This is a genomic window from Nocardioides allogilvus (assembly GCF_003047285.1).
In the GTDB taxonomy this organism is placed as follows: domain Bacteria; phylum Actinomycetota; class Actinomycetes; order Propionibacteriales; family Nocardioidaceae; genus Nocardioides; species Nocardioides allogilvus.
Genome location: NZ_PZYX01000004.1, coordinates 271,134 through 287,922, shown reverse-complemented (window position 1 = coordinate 287,922; position 16,789 = coordinate 271,134). Strand labels below are relative to the sequence as shown.

At 71.0% G+C, this 16,789-nt stretch carries 14 protein-coding genes and 1 tRNA gene; 6 read left to right on the top strand and 9 right to left on the bottom strand.

What is annotated here, in order from left to right; translation table 11 throughout:
• Positions 1–42: 42 nt before the first annotated feature.
• The 5 genes from C9J87_RS09550 to C9J87_RS09530 form a co-directional block, all read right to left on the bottom strand.
• Positions 43–675 carry a DUF2461 domain-containing protein gene (locus C9J87_RS09550; RefSeq protein ID WP_107705391.1) on the bottom strand — a complete coding sequence of 211 codons (633 nt, stop codon included), beginning with the start codon at positions 673–675 and terminating at the stop codon, positions 43–45.
• A complete protein-coding gene (locus tag C9J87_RS09545; RefSeq protein WP_107705390.1) occupies positions 676–1,734 on the bottom strand; it encodes a hypothetical protein in 1,059 nt (352 codons plus the stop codon). It lies immediately after the preceding gene.
• Complete coding sequence (locus C9J87_RS09540) at positions 1,734–2,945, bottom strand: C39 family peptidase (RefSeq protein WP_107705389.1); 1,212 nt, start codon at positions 2,943–2,945, stop codon at positions 1,734–1,736. Before C9J87_RS09540 ends, C9J87_RS09545 begins: the two co-directional genes overlap by 1 nt.
• Before the next feature lie 292 nt (positions 2,946–3,237).
• Positions 3,238–3,310, bottom strand: a tRNA-Gly gene (locus C9J87_RS09535).
• A gap of 36 nt (positions 3,311–3,346) precedes the next feature.
• The gene (locus tag C9J87_RS09530) at positions 3,347–4,105 is read right to left on the bottom strand and encodes an SGNH/GDSL hydrolase family protein (RefSeq protein ID WP_107705388.1); all 759 of its coding nucleotides are present in this window, start codon (positions 4,103–4,105) and stop codon (positions 3,347–3,349) included.
• Positions 4,106–4,168: 63 nt separating this feature from the next.
• On the opposite strand from C9J87_RS09530, the gene dcd reads away from it, so the two are divergent.
• The 6 genes from dcd (at position 4,169) to C9J87_RS09500 (ending at position 9,783) form a co-directional block, all read left to right on the top strand.
• Positions 4,169–4,744, top strand: a complete 576-nt coding sequence (gene dcd / locus C9J87_RS09525) for a dCTP deaminase (RefSeq protein WP_010834353.1) — start codon at positions 4,169–4,171, stop codon at positions 4,742–4,744.
• 96 nt (positions 4,745–4,840) lie between these two features.
• Entirely contained in the window at positions 4,841–5,890 is a 1,050-nt protein-coding gene (locus C9J87_RS09520) for an iron-siderophore ABC transporter substrate-binding protein (protein ID WP_107705387.1), read from the top strand.
• A complete protein-coding gene (locus tag C9J87_RS09515; RefSeq protein WP_232820013.1) occupies positions 5,887–6,927 on the top strand; it encodes a FecCD family ABC transporter permease in 1,041 nt (346 codons plus the stop codon). The genes C9J87_RS09520 and C9J87_RS09515 overlap by 4 nt, the downstream gene beginning before the upstream one ends.
• A complete protein-coding gene (locus C9J87_RS09510) occupies positions 6,924–7,997 on the top strand; it encodes a FecCD family ABC transporter permease (RefSeq protein ID WP_232820012.1) in 1,074 nt (357 codons plus the stop codon). Before C9J87_RS09515 ends, C9J87_RS09510 begins: the two co-directional genes overlap by 4 nt.
• Entirely contained in the window at positions 7,994–8,833 is an 840-nt protein-coding gene (locus C9J87_RS09505) for an ABC transporter ATP-binding protein (RefSeq protein WP_107705386.1), read from the top strand. The genes C9J87_RS09510 and C9J87_RS09505 overlap by 4 nt, the downstream gene beginning before the upstream one ends.
• Complete coding sequence (locus tag C9J87_RS09500) at positions 8,830–9,783, top strand: siderophore-interacting protein (RefSeq protein ID WP_232820011.1); 954 nt, start codon at positions 8,830–8,832, stop codon at positions 9,781–9,783. Before C9J87_RS09505 ends, C9J87_RS09500 begins: the two co-directional genes overlap by 4 nt.
• A gap of 131 nt (positions 9,784–9,914) precedes the next feature.
• On the opposite strand, the gene C9J87_RS09495 is transcribed toward C9J87_RS09500, so the two are convergent.
• From C9J87_RS09495 to C9J87_RS09480, 4 genes are all read right to left on the bottom strand, one after another.
• Positions 9,915–10,736, bottom strand: coding sequence for a DUF4097 family beta strand repeat-containing protein (locus C9J87_RS09495; RefSeq protein ID WP_010834347.1), 822 nt, complete (start codon positions 10,734–10,736; stop codon positions 9,915–9,917).
• Positions 10,737–10,812: 76 nt separating this feature from the next.
• Entirely contained in the window at positions 10,813–11,349 is a 537-nt protein-coding gene (locus C9J87_RS09490) for a toxin-antitoxin system HicB family antitoxin (protein WP_010834346.1), read from the bottom strand.
• Positions 11,350–11,518: 169 nt separating this feature from the next.
• Entirely contained in the window at positions 11,519–15,118 is a 3,600-nt protein-coding gene (locus C9J87_RS09485) for a (Fe-S)-binding protein (RefSeq protein ID WP_107705385.1), read from the bottom strand.
• 162 nt (positions 15,119–15,280) lie between these two features.
• On the bottom strand, positions 15,281–16,768 hold the full coding sequence (locus tag C9J87_RS09480; RefSeq protein ID WP_157953168.1) for a hypothetical protein: 1,488 nt from the start codon (positions 16,766–16,768) through the stop codon (positions 15,281–15,283).
• Between the last annotated feature and the right edge of the window lie 21 nt (positions 16,769–16,789).

The following is a 16,789-nucleotide window of genomic DNA, read 5'->3' as shown; positions in this document are numbered from 1 at the left end:
GAGCGTGGTCGACGTGTCTCCGGCCGACCAATGTCCGCGCGTCTACGCCGGGTCGAGCCGAGCCAGCCAGTCGACGAGCGGCTTGAGGGCGCGCCAGTCGTCGCGGATGACGTCTCCGAGCGACGCCGTGTGGATCACCGGCTCGAAGCCGATCAGCCGGCCGGCGAAGAGCTGCTTGTGCCGCAGCAGCCCGATGCGCGGGTGCTCCTTGTCGTATCCCCGCGGCGCGGTCTTGAGCTGGTCGCCGGAGATCTCGAAGCCTGCCTTCTCGATCTTCGCCAAGATCCGCTTCAGCTGCGGACCGGTCCTGTCGTCGACGATCGCGTCGCGAAACGCGGCCAGGCGCGCCGCGTCGGCGTCGTAGAAGCCGGCTCCGGTGCGTACGCCGCGGGCCGACACCTCGACGTACCACCCTGTCGCCGGGGCGACCCCGACGAAGGCACCCTGGTGGGTCTTGTAGGGCGTCTTGTCCTTGGCGAAGCGGACGTCGCGGTAGGGACGGAAGATCTTCATCGACCCGAACTCCGGCTCGACGAGGGTCGCCAGCGCCTTCATCGGAGCGGCGACCGACTCGGCGTGGACCGCCTTGTTGGCCTCCCAGAACGACTTGGTGTTGTCCATCTCCAGGTCGTCGTAGAAGTCGAGGGCGGCGACGGGGAATCCGGTGAAGCTCACCTAGCGAACGCTAGCCCAGACCTGCTCGTCGCCCTGGTCGCCGTACGACGAGATGGTGAGGATGCCGTCGGCGCACTCGGGCTTGCCGATGAAGGCGTTGCCCGTCGACTGCGACTCGTAGGCGACACTCACGTCGGTGCCGTCCCAGCGCATCAGGCGCGCGGAGTCGGTCGGCTTGACCGGGTCGCGGACGAAGAAGGTGTCGCCGCCGCAGGAGGTCAGGGAGCCGGTCGTGCCCGTGGACAGCACGTGTGCCATGTGGGGCTCGATGGCGTCGAAGACGGCTTCCTCCTGGCGATGGGGCTTCACCACCTCCGACCAGATGATGCCCGTGCTGGTGGCGGCGATGTCCCAGCCCACGCATTCCGCCGGCCCGTCGACCGGCTGCGGGACGCCGGCCTGGTCGAGCATGGTGAGCGTCCGACACGAGACGTCGCTGGCGTAGTCGAAGAGCATCGCGGTGACGCCGTACTCGTTGGCCTCGAGCTCGGCAATGCCCACACGCTCGGGCGGGCACCAGCTCTCCTCGCCGTTGCCGTCGTCGACGGCCAGCGTGGCCAGGCACGCCTGCTGGTCCTCGTCGAGCGCGGGGTAGTAGAGGCTGTCGTCGACCATCGCCCAGTCGCCGCCGTTCGCCGGCTCCGGCGTCACGATCTCGGCCTGCTCGCCGGTGGTCAGGTCGATGCGGTAGCCGGTGCCGACGATGGTCTCGCCGCCGTAGGCGAACGACACGACGGCGGTGTCGCCCTCGAGGAGTACGGCGTTGACGGTCCCGCCTCCGTCGTCCTCCACTCGCACGTCGTCGGCGTCGCCGGTGCTGCTCTCGAACCGCACGTCGGTCTCGGTCGCGACCGCCGTCCAGGTCTCACCGACGATCACGCGCTCGTCGACGGAGTGGCCCGTGGGTTGCCAGTCGAGCGGAGTTGCCTCGGTCGGCTCGCTGGTCGGGGTCTGGCTCGGCTCGATCGACGTCGGGTCGGACACCGGCTTCTCGGCGGCACTGCAGCCGGTCGCGGCGAGGAGGAGGGTGGCGATCGCCGTACGAAGACCCCGATGCATCAGACGCCCAGGTTGTGCTGGAAGTGGGCCTGGTTGGCGCGGAAGCTCTTGTAGGCGGACTGCCACTGGTTGCGCGCGATCCTGGGCTCGGTGGGGTCGAACTCGCTCTGGTCCCAGGGCTCGAAGTAGCCGATGAGCTTCTGCCCGTCCTTGGTCCGCTCGTAGCCCCGGCCGACCTGGAAGTGGCCGGAGGCGTCGTCGTCGAGGTAGGGGAAGTACTGGCGGAGCAGGACCGGGTGCAGCACCACGGGCGCCTCATAGGTGTGCACGTGCTTCTTGATCAGCCGCCACCACTGCTTGTAGGTGAAGTCGCTGATGTCGAGCACGATGTACTCGCCGGCGTGCTCTGCGTTGTCGTAGCCGGTGTTGTTGTTGACGACGCGGACCATCTCGGTGATCCCGGTCCCGGCTGTCGTGGTGCCGAGCCGGTCGGCCCACAGCGCCTGGCCCTGCCGGCGGTCGCGCCAGCCCCAGGCGATCATCTGCATGGCCGCGGGCCCGCACCAGTAGTACTCCTGCTGCGGTCGCACCTGCTTCTCGCGCAGGATCTCGAACTTCCGCGGGTGGTTGCGCGCAGTGGCCCGCGCGGCGACCTGCGCCTCGGGGTGCCGGTCCGCGAACCCGTCGGGCAGCGGGACGCCCTGGATCTCGTGGCGGATCAGCCAGACCTTCGCGACGGCGCGTGCGGCGGCGCTGAGCTCGGCCCGCTCGGCCGCGGCGCGCTCGTGGGTGGGGAGGTCGGCGCGCTGCCGCATGGCTGCGGCCGGGTCGAGGTCGCCCGTCTGCTCCGGCGGGGTGCGCGTGGGCCGCGGCGCCGCCGCGTCGGCCATCCCGGCCGCCGCCTCCTCCTGGGTCTTCGTCGTCCAGCCGAGGCCGAGGCAGTAGCGCTGGCCCTCGAACACCGCGCAGCGCGTGGTCGCGGTCGCCAGCCTGTACGTCGACGAGCGCGCCGACACCGACATGCCCTCGCCCTCCGCCACCACGCGGTCGATCTCCGCGCGCATCTCGGGCGTGATCGACCCGCGCGTCGCCGTACCGACCGAGGTGGGGGGCTGGTCGGACTCGTCGCCCTGTGTCGTGATCTCGGGCAGGGGTCCGGAGTCGTCGGGGAGGAAGGGCGCGGTCGCCACGAGGAGCGTCAGGGCGCCGGCAGCGACCGCGATCGCTCGTCGTCGGGGGTGGGCAGGGTGGAGCAGGGATCCGAGATGCATGGGGAAGACCTCAATGTGCTGGACATCGTGGGCATCCCACTGTCCCCTCTGTTCACAAAAGTCGCAACCTCCCCATGCGTCACACCAGGCGTGGCGGCGGACCCGCGTGTCCGAAACTCCACGCAGAGGAGTGGAGTTTCAGGGCGGAGGCACGAAAGGGCCCTGAATCTCCACGCGCCTGCGTGGAGTTTCAGGTGCGCTGCGCCCGGCTTGCCCGGCTGCGCCGTGCTGCGCCGCTTCGCGAGACACCTCAGGCCGCGACTTCGTCGCGGCCTGAGGAACTCTCGCTCGGAGCGGATGACGAGATTCGAACTCGCGACATCGACCTTGGGAAGGTCGCGCTCTACCAACTGAGCTACATCCGCAGGATGCGCCGGAATCGTACCTGACCCCGGCGCGGGTCAGTCGAGGCGACTCAGGGTTGGCCAGCGCGCTGCGACGGTGTCGCCCGACGAGGCACGGGCCAGGCGGCGGCGTACCCACGGCGCGAGGCTCTCGCGGGTCCAGGTCGCGTTCTCGTTCCAGATCTCGCGTCGCGTCCTGAGCACGTGCTCGGGCAGTTCGACGGTGAGGGTGTGGGGGACCTTCAGGGCGTCGAGGACGGCGATGGCCACGCGCTGGTGCCCGTGCGGACCCATGTGCAGGCGGTCGCCGTCCCAGTGGCGCTGGTCGCGGAGGTCGCGCAGGCGCCAGTAGTCGACGATCGTCGCGCCGTGGCGCTCGGCCGACCAGCGGACCATCTCGTTGTAGACGGCGAAGCGGCCGCGCAGGGGGCGGAAGATCGCGGAGCCGCCGGGGTCGTAGGCCGTGAAGACCAGCAGACGCGCGCCGGTCGCGGCGAGCTTGCCGAGGGCGACGTCGTAGCGCGCGCAGATCGCGTCGATGTCGACCGACGGGCGCAGGATGTCGTTGCCGCCGGCGTAGATCGAGATCAGGTCGGGGTCGAGCGCGATCGCCGCGGGGACCTGCTCGGCGATGACGCCGTCGATCTTGCGTCCGCGGACGGCGAGGTTGGCGTAGCTGAAGTCGTCGGTGTGGGTGGCCAGCACCTCGGCGACGCGGTCGGCCCAGCCCCGCAGGCCGTTGGGCCGGGTGGGTTCGGCGTCGCCGACACCCTCGGTGAAGGAGTCGCCGAGGGCGACGAAGCGGTGGAAGGTCACCTCGGCATTGTCCAATGCTTGCGCCACCGGCCCGTAATCGCCACGAGTCACTAGGCTGCCCCCGTGCTTCTCTCTGACCGCGACATCCTCGCCGAGCTCGACGCCGGGCGGATCGCCCTCGACCCGTGGGACCCGGCCATGCTGCAGCCGTCGAGCATCGACGTGCGCCTCGACCGGTTCTTCCGCGTGTTCGAGAACCACCGCTACCCGCACATCGATCCGGCCTCCGACCAGTCCGACCTGACTCGCGAGGTCGAGCCGGAGGGCGACGAGCCGTTCATCCTGCACCCGGGCGAGTTCGTGCTGGGCTCGACCTACGAGGTCGTCAGCCTGCCCGCCGACATCGCCGCGCGTGTGGAGGGCAAGTCCAGCCTCGGTCGCCTCGGCCTGCTGACCCACGCCACCGCAGGCTTCGTCGACCCGGGCTTCAGCGGTCACGTGACCCTCGAGCTGGCCAACGTCGCCACGCTGCCGATCAAGCTCTACCCCGGCATGAAGATCGGCCAGTTCTGCTTCTTCCGGCTGACGTCGCCGAGCGAGCACCCCTACGGCTCGGAGAAGTACGGCTCGCGCTACCAGGGCCAGCGCGGCCCGACCCCGAGCAAGAGCTTCCAGAACTTCCACCGTACGGCGATCTGAACCGACCGCACCGCAGCGCAACGGACGGGCCGAGCCAACTTAGGAATGCCTAAGTTAGGGTGACCTCACTAAGGCATCCCTAACCACGGAGTTCCCATGACCCTGCCCAAGATTCGCAGCGTGCGCCTCGGCGCCGCGGCCGCCATCGCAGTGGCCGCCCTGTCCGCCTGCAGCACCGGCTCGACCAGCGCCCAGACCGACGCCGCGACCGACCCGACCACCTCCACCGAGGTTGAGGCCGACGCGTTCCCGGTCACGTTCGAGCACGCCTTCGGCGAGACGAGGATCGAGGAGGCTCCCACCCGCGTCGCGACGCTCGGCTGGACCGACCACGACCACGCACTGGCGCTCGGCGTCGTGCCGGTCGGCGCCACCAAGATCACCTGGGGTGGCAACGCGGCCGGTTCGACCGACTGGTTCGACGCCGCCGTCGAGGAGGCCGGCGCCGAGGCGCCCGTGCGCTACGACGACACCGACGGCACGCCGATCGACGAGGTCGCCCAGCTCGAGCCGGACGTCATCCTGGCCACCAACTCGGGCATCACCGAGGCCGACTACAAGGCGCTCAGCAAGATCGCGCCCGTCGTGGCCTACCCCGAGTTCCCGTGGACCACGCCGTGGCAGACCTCGCTGGAGACCATCGGCCAGGCGCTCGGTCGCACTGTCCTCGCCGACGAGGTCGAGGACGAGACCCAGGCGGTCATCGACACCGCGAAGAAGGACTACCCCGAGCTCGACGGTGCGTCCCTCATCTACTCCTACCTCACCCCCGCCGACCTCTCGACGATCGGCATCTACGCCCCCCAGGACCCGCGCGTCTCGATCCTGCGCGACTTCGGCATGGTCGACGCACCCGCCGTGGCCGACGCCATCAAGGAGGGCGAGTTCTACGGCAGCGTCTCCGCCGAGCGCGCCTCCGAGCTCGAGTCCGACGTGCTCATCACCTGGGTGGAGAAGCCCGAGGACGTGCAGACGCTCGTCGGCGACAAGCTGCTCGGTGAGATCCCCGCGATCGCGGCCGGCAACTTCTACGCCGAGCCCGACAAGGAGGTCGTGATGGCCAACACCAACCCGACTCCGCTCTCGATCCCCGCCCTGATCGAGACCACGCTGCCGAAGATCGCCGAAGCGGTCACCGGTTCGTGACCAGCACTGCTGTCCTCGAGCGCGACGAGGAGACCGGCGTCGCCCGGGCTCCCCGTCGTCTCGGCACGCCACTCGTCACCGTCCTCCTCGTGGGGGCGGTGGCGCTGGCGTGCGCGCTGTCGGTTGTCGTGGGGGCCCGGACGATCCCGCTCGCAGCGATCTGGGACAGCTCGCACCCGCTGCACAACATCTCCCAGGCCCGCGTCGAGCGCACGCTGCTCGGCCTCGCGGTCGGTGCGGCCCTCGCCCTGGCCGGCGCGGTCCTGCAGGGGCTCACCCGCAACCCGCTCGCCGACCCGGGCATCCTCGGCATCAACGCCGGCGCCAGCTTCGCCATGGTCGTCGCCCTGTCTGTCTTCGGGGTCTCCGAGTTGCGCGACTTCGTGTGGGTCGCCTTCCTGGGCGCGGCCGTCGCCGCGGTCCTCGTCCACGTCGTCGCCTCCATCGGTCGTGACGGCGCGACCCCGATGAAGCTCGCCATCGCGGGCGCCGCACTGACCGCCGCGGCGACGAGCTGGACGAGCGGCGTCCTCCTCGTCGACAAGCAGACGATGGAGACGTTCCGCTACTGGCAGGTCGGCACGATCGGCGGTCGCGGCCTCGACGTGCTCCTCGTCGGTGCGCCCTTCCTCGCGGTCGGCGCGCTGCTGGCCCTGTCCGGCGCTCGCCTGCTCAACACCCTGGCGCTCGGTGACGACCTGGCGCGCGGCCTCGGTCGCCGTACCGCCGTGGACCGCGTCGTCCTCGGCGTCGCCGTCGTCCTCCTGGCCGGTACGGCGACAGCGCTGGCCGGGCCCGTGGCCTTCGTCGGCCTCGTGGTGCCGCACGCGGTGCGCGGGCTGGTCGGCTCCGACCACAGCCGGCTGCTGCCGCTCTCCGCGCTCGGGGGCGCGGTGCTCGTCGTCCTCGCGGACACGCTCGGACGGGTCGTGCTGCCCCCGGCAGAGGTCCAGGTCGGCGTGATGGCGGCCGTCGTCGGCGTGCCCGTCTTCCTCTTCCTCATCCGGCACGGTCGGTCCGGGAGCGGTGCCCTGTGACCGCCCTGCTGACCTCCGCGCGCACGCGCCCCGTCGGCGCACCTGCACCCGTCGACGCCGCCGACGTCGTCCGCCGGGCCCGACGCGCACCGCGCCGGCGCCACCGGCTGGTCGTCGGCGGACTCGGAGCGGCGCTGTTCGTCGCCTTCGCCGCGCGGGTGCTGCTCGGCGACTACACCGTCACCATCCCCGACTTCTTCCGGATCCTCACCGGCACCGACATCCCGGGCGCCTCCTACATCGTCCTGGAGAGCAAGCTGCCGCGCGCGGTCCTGGCCCTGCTGACGGGCGTCGCCTTCGGCGTGGCCGGCGGGCTCTTCCAGACGACGCTGCGCAACCCGCTGGCCAGCCCCGACATCATCGGCGTCAACCTCGGCGCGAGCGCCGTCGCGGTGGTCGCGATCGCCCTGTGGGGTTGGCAGGGGCTGTCGGTCTCGATCGCGGCGATCATCGGCGCGATCACGGTCGCGCTCGTGGTCCGGCTGGTGGCCGGACCCCACGGCGGGCACCGGCTGATCCTCGTCGGCATCGGCGCCGCGGCGGCCATGCAGTCGGTGATCCAGTACGTCTTCACCCGCGTCGACGAGTACGACGCCCAGCTGGTGCTGCGCTGGCTGACCGGCAGCGTCAACGGCGTGGCCTGGCCGACGATCCGCCTCCTCGCCCTGGTCCTGCTGGTGCTGCTGCCGCTCACGTGGTGGCTGGGCCGGTCACTGCAGATCAGCGAGCTCGGCGACGACACGGCCGCTGGCCTCGGCGTCCCGGGCGCGCGCAGCGAGCTGCTCCTGCTGCTCGGCGTGGTGCTCTGCGCGGTGGCGGTCGCTGCTGCCGGGCCGATCGCGTTCGTCTCGTTCCTGGCCGGGCCGATCGCCCGCGCGCTCAACGGCGGGCGCACCACCCTGCTCGGCTCCGCCCTCGCGGGGGCCGTGATCGTGGTCGCCGCCGACTACCTCGGCTCCTACCTCATCCCCGACACCAACCTCCCGGTCGGCGTCGTCACGGGCGCGATCGGCGCGCCGTTCCTGCTCTGGCTGCTCGCTCGCGGCCGCACCGGAAGGAGGGCGGCATGACCTCCGCCACCGCACCCGCCACCCGGCTGTCCGCGTCACGCCTGACGCTGGGCTATGCCGACCGGCCGATCGTCACCGACCTCGACCTGCAGGTCCCCAACGGCAAGGTGACCGTCATCGTCGGGGCCAACGCCTGCGGCAAGTCCACCCTGCTGCGCGGGCTCGCGCGCCTGCTCAAGCCCCAGTCGGGGGCGGTCCTGCTCGACGGCGAGGTGATCCACCGCCAGCCGACCAAGCACGTCGCCCGCATCCTCGGGCTGTTGCCGCAGAACCCGATCGCCCCCGAGGGCGTCACCGTCGTCGACCTCGTCGGTCGCGGCCGGCACCCGCACCACGGCGCCTTCCAGCGCTGGACCAGCGTCGACGACGAGGCCGTCGCCGAGGCGCTCGAGCTGACCGACACCCTCGGCCTGGCCGACCGGGTCGTGGACGAGCTCTCCGGCGGACAGCGGCAGCGGGTGTGGATCGCGATGGCGCTCGCGCAGGGCACCGACCTGCTGCTGCTCGACGAGCCCACGACCTACCTCGACGTGGCCCACCAGGTCGAGATGCTCGACCTGCTCGCCGACCTCAACGCCCGTCGGGGCACCACGATCGTGATGGTCCTGCACGACCTCAACCTCTCGGCCCGCTACGCCGACCACCTCGTCGCGCTGCGCGACGGTGCGGTGGTCGCCGAGGGCACGCCCCGCCAGGTCGTCACCGAGGACGTGGTCCGGACCGTCTTCGGTCTCGACAACCGCGTCATCGACGACCCGGTCTCGCACACCCCGCTCGTGGTGCCCGTCTCGCGGCACCTTCGCCAGGCTCAACCACCGACCCAGGAGCTCCCATGACCACCACCGTCAGCCCCACCACCCTGCCCATGCTGCTCACCGAGGTCGAGGTGGTCTCGGTCGAACGTCTCAGCCCGAGCTTCGTCCGGATCGGCTTCGGCGGCGCCGGGCTGGCCGAGTTCGGAGTCGACGGCCCGCGCTACGACCAGCGCATCAAGCTGGTCTTCCCCCACCCCGTCACCGGCGCCATCACGTCGGTCGCCGACGCGGACGAGTCGTGGCTCAGCACCTGGCTCGACCAGCCCACCGAGGAGCGCGGACACATGCGCACCTACACGATCCGCGACGTGCGCGGCTCCGGCATCGACACCGTGATCGTCGTCGACATCGTGCTCCACCTCGAGGGTGACCAGGTGGGTCCCGGGTCCAGCTGGGCCGCGGGGGCCGCGCTCGGCGACCGCGTCGTGATGCTGGCGCCGCGCCTGGGCTTCCCCTACGGCGGCATCGAGTTCGCTCCTGCGGCAGGCGACGACCTGCTGATGGTGGCCGACGAGACCGCCGTACCCGCCGTGTGCGCCGTCCTCGAACAGCTCCCCCCGACGGCGACCGGCGCCGTCATCGTGGAGGTGCCGACGGCGGCCGACGTCCTCGACGTACGGCGCCCCGACGGCGTCTCGATCACGTGGCTGGCGCGGGGTGACGCGCCCCTCGGGCAGCGCCTGCACGACGAGGTCGTCGCCCACCTCGGGATCTCGAGCCCGGCGGTCGAGGTCTCGCCCGAGGAGGTCGACCCCGACCTGTGGGAGACGCCGTCCTACTCGTCCTCGGGTGAGGATATCGCCGCCACGCGCGCCGTGGGCCACGAGTTCGACGGGCTCTATGCCTGGATCGCCGGCGAGTCGAAGGTCGTGACCGGCCTGCGGCGCCACCTCGTCAACGAACTGCACATCGACCGCAGCCAGGTCGCCTTCATGGGCTACTGGCGTCGCGGTGTGGCGATGAAGTCCTGATCAACCTCGGGTGCGGCGGCTGACGCTGCGGCTGCGGCGCCTGCTCGCGGCCTCGTGGCGGCGCTCGGCGCGGTGGTGCCGGGCGATCAGCTCGATCTCGGTGCGTGCATACATGGCTGTGCTCCTTACTCTCAACGCTGCTGGAGGCTGATGTCGCCGCTGGCGGTCGTGGCGCGGATCTCGAGGTGGTCCTGGCCCTCGGCGGGTGCGCCCACAGGGGTCAGGTCGGACTGGACGCGTCCGGAGATCGTGGTGATGTCGGTCCACACGGGGGTGCCGGCCGGGACACCGATGCGGACGTCGCCGCTGGCCCCCTTGACCACGTAACGACCCTTGTGCGCGACGTCGACCGTGAGGTCGCCGCTGCCGGTGGACAGGGAGAGGTCGTCGGCCGCTTCGCCGACCTGTACGTCGCCGGACCCCGTCTTGACGGCCAGTCGGCCGCCCACGGTCTCGATCCGGACGTCACCGGAACCGGTCGAGATCGCCAGCTCCGCGCACCGGGTCACGGCGACGTCGCCCGACCCGCTCTTGATGCGCGCAGTGCCTCGGAGCTCGACGATGCGGATGTCGCCCGAACCGCTCGTCACCTCGGTGGTGCCGTCCACCAGCTCGGCGGTGACGTCGCCCGAACCGGTGTTGACCCACAGGCCGTCGATCGGTCCGTGGACCGTCGTGTCGGCGCTCCCGGTCCGGACCGTGAGGGCGCTCCGGGCAGGCATGACCACCCGGACGTCCGCGGTGTGGTTGCCGCCGGACAGGAAGCCCGCGCGCTGCCGGGGCCCGACGACCTGGACCTGGTCACCGCGCTGCTCGACGACGAACTCGTCGGCGTGCTTGCCGGTGATCGTGACCTCGGTCCGGGCCACGTCGGCGGCGGTGACGGTGACGAGGCCGGCGTTGCTCTCGACGTACAGCTCGATGGGTTGGGGTGTCTCGAAGGTGCGTTGCATGGCTGTCTCCAGGGTGTGAAGGTCCTGCCGACCAGCCTGGGTGCTGGTCAGCTCGTGCTCGTGCGGGCTTGCGGGACTACTGCCAGCCGGTCATGCGGCGAGAGCCGCGGCCTTTCGCGAAGGGGTCCTGGCCGAAGAAGGGCAGGCTCGACAGGTCGATGTCGACGTTGACGGCGTGCTCGTGAGTGGCGGCGCGGACGACGTTGACCAGCCAGGTGTTGAGGCTGTGGCCGGCGTCGGCCGCCTTCTCCTCCGCGCGCGCCTTGACGGACTCGGGGATGCGCAGGGTGATCCGGGCCAGCCCCTCCTCCTCGTCGGGCGCGACCGGGGGAGCCGGCGGGGTGGGGGGAGTCGGCGGCGTCGGCGGGGTGGGGGCGATGTCGACGACGAAGTCGAGCTCGCGGCCGTTGAGCCGCACGTCGACCCCGCCGTCCGGCAGTTCGGCGGTGATCTCGGCGGCTGCTTGCGAGATGGCCTCCATCAGCGCCAGGCGCGCGCTCGGGTCGAGCGCGTAGGTCAGCCGCTCGGCTGCCTGGCGGACCTCGTCGCCGCCCGCCTCGGCCGCTGCCAGCAGATCCCGGCGGAGGGACTCGACGTAGGGGGTGATGTCCATGCGCACCACGATGACATCACTATGATGTCACGTCAAGAGTTGGTGACATCACCTTGGTGTACATGCAACTCCGCGCACCTGCGTGGAGATCCATGCCTGAAATGGCGATCGGCCCCGAATCTCCACGCAGATGCGTGGAGTTCCAGGGCCGATCGGTCGAGCGGGGTGATCAGAGGTCGAAGAGCGATCCCGACTCGTTGATGTCGACATCGGTCTTCGGCGTGTGTACGGCGCCGCCCGACTGCTTCGGCGTCGTGCTCGCCTCCGGCTCCTCGGTGGCCGGCTCGGGCTCCTCGGCGTCGGTCGGCTCGGCCTGGGTCGGCTCCGCGTCGGTCGGCTCGGCGTCGGTCGGCTCCGCCTCGGGCGCGTCGTCGGCGTCCAGGATCGTCTCCGGGTCGTCGTCGGGAGCGAAGGTCGCAGCCTGGCTCAGCGCCGCGCCTCCCGCCAGGCCCTCGGCGGGCTCGGCGGGTGCCTCGTCCTCGGCGGGCTCGGCGGGTGCCTCGTCCTCAGCGACCGGTGCGTCAGCAACCTCCTCGACGGGTGCCTCGGTGGCTGCCGGGGCGGGCGCCTCGGTGGCTGCCGGTGCCGGCGTCGCGGGTGCCGCGGCAGGTGCTGCCGGAGCCGCGATGTCGAACAGCGACCCACCCGAGCTGAGGTCCGCGACGGGCTCGGCCTTGGCCGCGGGCTCGCTGGGGACGTCCGACGACTCGGTCGCCGGGGCAACCGCTTCGTCGGACGTTGCCGGCTCGGCCGGAGCGGCCTCCTCGACGGGGGCGGCCTCTGCGACTGGAGCAGCCTCAGCGGGCGGAGCGGACTCCTCGACCGGAGCAGCCGGAGCAGGAGCCTCCGGTGCGGCCAGGTCGAACAGCGACCCACCCGCTCCGAGGTCGGCGGCGGGCTGGGCCTGGGCCGCAGGCTCGCTCGGGACGTCCGACGACTCGGTCGCCGGGGCAGCCGCTTCGTCGGACGTTGCCGATTCGGTCGGAGCTGCCGGGGCTGCCGGGGCTGCCGGAGCTGCCTTGGCCGGCTCGGGCGTCAGGTCGAACAGCGACCCACCCGACCCGAGGTCGGCGGCGGGCTCGGCCTTGGCCGCGGGCTCGCTCGGGACGTCCGACGACTCGGTCGCCGGGGCAGCCGCTTCGTCGGACGTTGCCGATTCGGCCGGGGCTGCCGGGGCTGCCTTGGTCGGCTCGGGTGTCAGGTCGAACAGCGACCCGCCGGACGAGGCGGGTGCCTCGGAGGAGGCGGGCGCCGCCGGGGCGGCCGGTGCCTCGGGGGCGGGGGTGTCGAACAGCGACCCACCGGAGGAGGCGGGTGCCGCGGGAGCCTCCGGAGCGGGGGTGTCGAACAGCGACCCACCGGAGGAGGCGGGAGCGGTCGGTGCCTCGGGGGCGGGAGTGTCGAACAGCGACGAGCCACCGGAGGCCTTGGCGGCGGGACCGGCATCGGCCGTGTCGGTGACCGTGTCCTCGGTGATGGTGACGTCGCCGGCCTCGGGCTCGGCCTTGGTGGCCACGTCAGCAGTGGCGGTCGCGGTCGCCGTACCACCAGCAGCGGCAGCAGCCGCCGGGGCGGCGGCGGGCGCACGGGTGGCGGACTCGCCCTTGACCGACGCGAGCAGCATCTGCGCGACGTCGAGGACCTCGACCTCCTCGCGGGCGTTGCCACCTGCCTGCTCGGCAGTCAGGCCGTCCGCGAGCATGACGCGACAGAACGGGCAGCCGACGGCGATCTGGTCGGCGCCGGTGCCGACGGCCTCCTTGGTGCGGTTGAGGTTGATGCGCTCACCGATGTTCTCCTCCATCCACATGCGCGCGCCACCGGCGCCGCAGCAGAAGGACTTCTCGGAGTTGCGCTCCATCTCCTTGAACTCCGCGCCCGGCAGGATCTCCAGCAGCTCGCGCGGCGGCGTGTAGACGTCGTTGTGACGGCCGAGGTAGCACGGGTCGTGGTAGGTGATCGAGCGCTTCGCGGCGCCGGCACCTTCCTTGATCGGGGTCAGCTTGCCTTCGCGCACGAGGCGGTTGAGCAGCTGCGTGTGGTGCACGACCTCGAGCTCGATGCCGAAGTCCTTGTACTCGTTCTTCAAGGTGTTGAAGCAGTGGGCACAGGTCGAGACGACCTTCTTGACCTTGTACTCCTTGAAGGTCTCGACGTTCTGCGCCGCGAGGCCCTGGAAGACGAACTCGTTGCCCGCACGACGGGCCGGGTCGCCCGTGCAGGTCTCACCGTTGCCGAGCACGCCGAAGGTGACACCGGCCATGTTGAGCAGCTCGGCGACGGCGCGCGTGGTCTTCTTGGCGCGGTCCTCGTAGGCCCCGGCGCAGCCGACCCAGAACAGCCAGTCGACCGACTCCAGCGACTCGAGGTCCTCGCCGACCACGGGCACGTCGAACTCGAGGCCCTTGGCCCAGTCCATGCGGGCCGTGGACGACATGTTCCACGGGTTGCCCTTGTTCTCGAGGCCCTTGAACAGGCCGTTGAGCTCGGCGGGGAAGTTGGACTCGACGAGCACCTGGTAGCGGCGCATGTCCATGATGTGATCGACGTGCTCGATGTCCACGGGGCACTGCTGGACGCAGGCGCCGCACGAGGTGCAGGACCACAGGACGTCCTCGTCGATGACGTAGTCGGCGCCCTCGGGGTTGTAGAACCAGTTGTCCTCCATGCCCGAGCCGATCAGCGACTTCTCGGCGACGGCCACCTGGCCGTCGGTCGTGTCGCTGGTGCCGCTGGCGGCGGCCGTCTTCTCGCCGGCCTTCTCGTAGGCGTGGTCGCGCAGGGCCATGATCAGGAGCTTGGGCGAGAGCGGCTTCTCGGTGTTCCAGGCCGGGCACTGCGACTGGCAGCGACCGCACTCGGTGCAGGTCGTGAAGTCGAGGATGCCCTTCCAGGAGAAGTCCTCGATCGAGCCGACGCCCAGGATCGAGTCCTCGTCGAGGTCGTCGATGTCGTCGAGGGTGATGGCCTTGCCGCCGGACGTCAGCGGCTTCATCGCGCCCAGCGCGGTGCCGCCGTCGGACTCGCGCTTGAAGAAGATGTTGAACCAGGCGGTGAAGCGGTGCCAGGCGACGCCCATGGTGATGTTGCGGGCGATCACCATCAGCCAGATCATCGCGAGCGCGATCTTGAACGTGGCGATGGCGTAGATCAGGTTTTCCAGCGAGGTCACCGAGGTCGGGTAGAGCGCGTCACCGATCCACGAGGAGAGCGGGTAGTGCGAGCGGCCGGCGTGCTCGTCGAGCTTCCACTCGGCGCCGCGGACGAAGAGGATCGCGGAGCCCTCGAGGAGTGCGAGGTACTCGACGAAGTAGGCCTGCCACATGGTCGACCCGTAGAAGCGGCTCTTGCGGCCCTCGCGCTTGGGGTGGTGCATCTGGCGGTAGACGATCAGCACCAGGATGCCGATCGTGCTCATCAGCCCGATGAACTCGCTGAACCACTCGTAGGGGTACCAGTGGCCGATGATCGGCCACGCGAAGTCGGCCTTGAAGAGCTGGAAGTAGGCCGCCAGCACAGCCGTGCTGAGGAACAGGAACGCCATGTAGACGAACCAGTGCATGATGCCGATCCAGTGCCACTGCAGCATCCGGGTGTGGAGGAACGTCTCCTTCAGCATGGTCAGGCCGCGACCGACCGGGTTGTCGGCGCGACCCGGGGCCGGTTGGCCGCTGCGGATGACGCCGAGCATCTTGCGCACGGCCGGCACCAACAGCGCCATGGCGGCGACGGTCAGGGCCAGTGAGACGACAATGGCAAAGATCTGCATGGGGGAGCGCTCCTCGAGTGCCGGGCATTTCAGCTCGTCCGCCAACCATGGACGGTGGGCCGAGCCTAGGCTCTGCGCCCTCGGCCGTCAGCCAACGCACGAGTGATGATGATCCTACCGGCAGGTAACTTTGCCGGCTCCATCGAGGAGCGCCCCCAGGGCTCAGCCGGTGACCGGCAGCTTCGACACCATCGCGAGGTCGATCGGACCGGTATGCGACCTCGTGAACGCGACATAGACCCAGCCCGGGCCGAATGCGGTGCCGCCCTGGCTTCCCGCAGTCGACACCACGACCGAGTTGGTGTCGCCGCAGCCGTTCGCAGTGCTCTTCGAGCAGTCGGGGCGGTGCTCGGGGGCGGTGACGCCGTAAGCGAAGGTCGGTCCGCCCGGGTGGGTGGCCGCGATCGTCAGGTGGGCGAGCTGGGTGGTCGGCGCCATCACCAGGCGACCCGGCTCGGGAGCGGCGAACCTCGTGGCCGGACCGTCCGTCTGCATCGCCGGCAGCATCGTCACGCCCGCCGCCCGCAGGCCCGCCGGAGTGCCGACAGCCTGGACGGAGGGCAGGAAGACCAGGGAGTGCGTGCCGGTCCTCGTCAGCTGGATCGGGGCGTTCGGGCGGTAGGGAGGCTCGAAGCCGTCAGGCCCGATGAGCGCGGACGCATAGCTCGCGCCATGGTTGCCCGTCCCGTCCTGGGGGTGCAGGAACGAACCGGCCGTGCCCTCGAACGTCAGGACCTGTGGCTGGCCGAACGCAGCGGCGGGTGTGGTCACCGGCACCGCGGCGCCGTCGTACGTCGTGTGGTGCTGCGTCGGAGTCCACGCGCCCACGGAGGCGCCGCCGAGGTGCAGCAGCGCGATGCGCTGGCCGGCGGGCAGAGGATCGGTGACCGCGTGGGCCGTCAGGGGAGCGGGCTCCGAGTTCGGGATCCTGATCGTCTCCGGCATGAAACCGAGGGGAGCGGCGTCGGGACGCAGCAGGAGCTGCGAGCGCTCGGTGACACGCGGCAGCCCGGCCGACTGGCCGGCGGAGGTGGCCAGCCCGAAGTGGGCGGTCCTGCCCTGCGAGACCAGGGCGACGAAGCCCGGGTCGCCCGGCGAGTTGGCGACGTTGACCATCCCGCTGCTGGGCACCCGAGCCTGCACGGCGTAGACCACGCCGCGCTTCCTGGGGAGCGAGGCCGGGTCGGTCGTCGGCTTCACCAGCTCGACCTTGGTCAGCTGCAGACGACCGGGGCGGCGGGCCTCGGTGCACGGCTTGGTGCGCGGCGCGAAGCGGAACGTGTAGCGCGCAGACCGCGGCAGGCGCCAGTGGTCGAGGGTGTGGCGGGCGATCTTCTTGCCGTCGCGGATCAGCGTCACCCGCCCGCAGATCGTGCCCGGGAAGTAGTCGGGATCGATGAGGTCGACCCGGTCGCCGCGGCGTCCCGTGAAGCTCAGCTCGAGCTGCTGGCGCTTGCTCGCGAGCCGCACCGGCTTGTCGCCGTACGACCTCGTGACGCTCTTGACCGCCGGCGCTGGTCGACCGGCGGCGGCCGCGTCGGCGGCTGCGACCCCGATCGGGGCGACGAGCCCCGCTGCGCCGACGATGCCGGCGACGATGATGCTCCACTGGTTGCGCATGGTTCCCCCTGTGATGACTGTTGTGCTCATCAGACGTCACTGGGGGGGCAC

Coding starts and splice junctions, on each gene's coding strand:
- C9J87_RS09545 (WP_107705390.1), bottom strand. CDS start 1,734: ATGCATCGGGGTCTTCGTACGGCGATCGCCACCCTCCTCCTCGCCGCG.
- C9J87_RS09490 (WP_010834346.1), bottom strand. CDS start 11,349: ATGGACATCACCCCCTACGTCGAGTCCCTCCGCCGGGATCTGCTGGCA.
- C9J87_RS09500 (WP_232820011.1), top strand. CDS start 8,830: ATGACCACCACCGTCAGCCCCACCACCCTGCCCATGCTGCTCACCGAG.
- C9J87_RS09520 (WP_107705387.1), top strand. CDS start 4,841: ATGACCCTGCCCAAGATTCGCAGCGTGCGCCTCGGCGCCGCGGCCGCC.
- C9J87_RS09505 (WP_107705386.1), top strand. CDS start 7,994: ATGACCTCCGCCACCGCACCCGCCACCCGGCTGTCCGCGTCACGCCTG.
- C9J87_RS09540 (WP_107705389.1), bottom strand. CDS start 2,945: ATGCATCTCGGATCCCTGCTCCACCCTGCCCACCCCCGACGACGAGCG.
- C9J87_RS09480 (WP_157953168.1), bottom strand. CDS start 16,768: ATGAGCACAACAGTCATCACAGGGGGAACCATGCGCAACCAGTGGAGC.
- C9J87_RS09485 (WP_107705385.1), bottom strand. CDS start 15,118: ATGCAGATCTTTGCCATTGTCGTCTCACTGGCCCTGACCGTCGCCGCC.
- C9J87_RS09495 (WP_010834347.1), bottom strand. CDS start 10,736: ATGCAACGCACCTTCGAGACACCCCAACCCATCGAGCTGTACGTCGAG.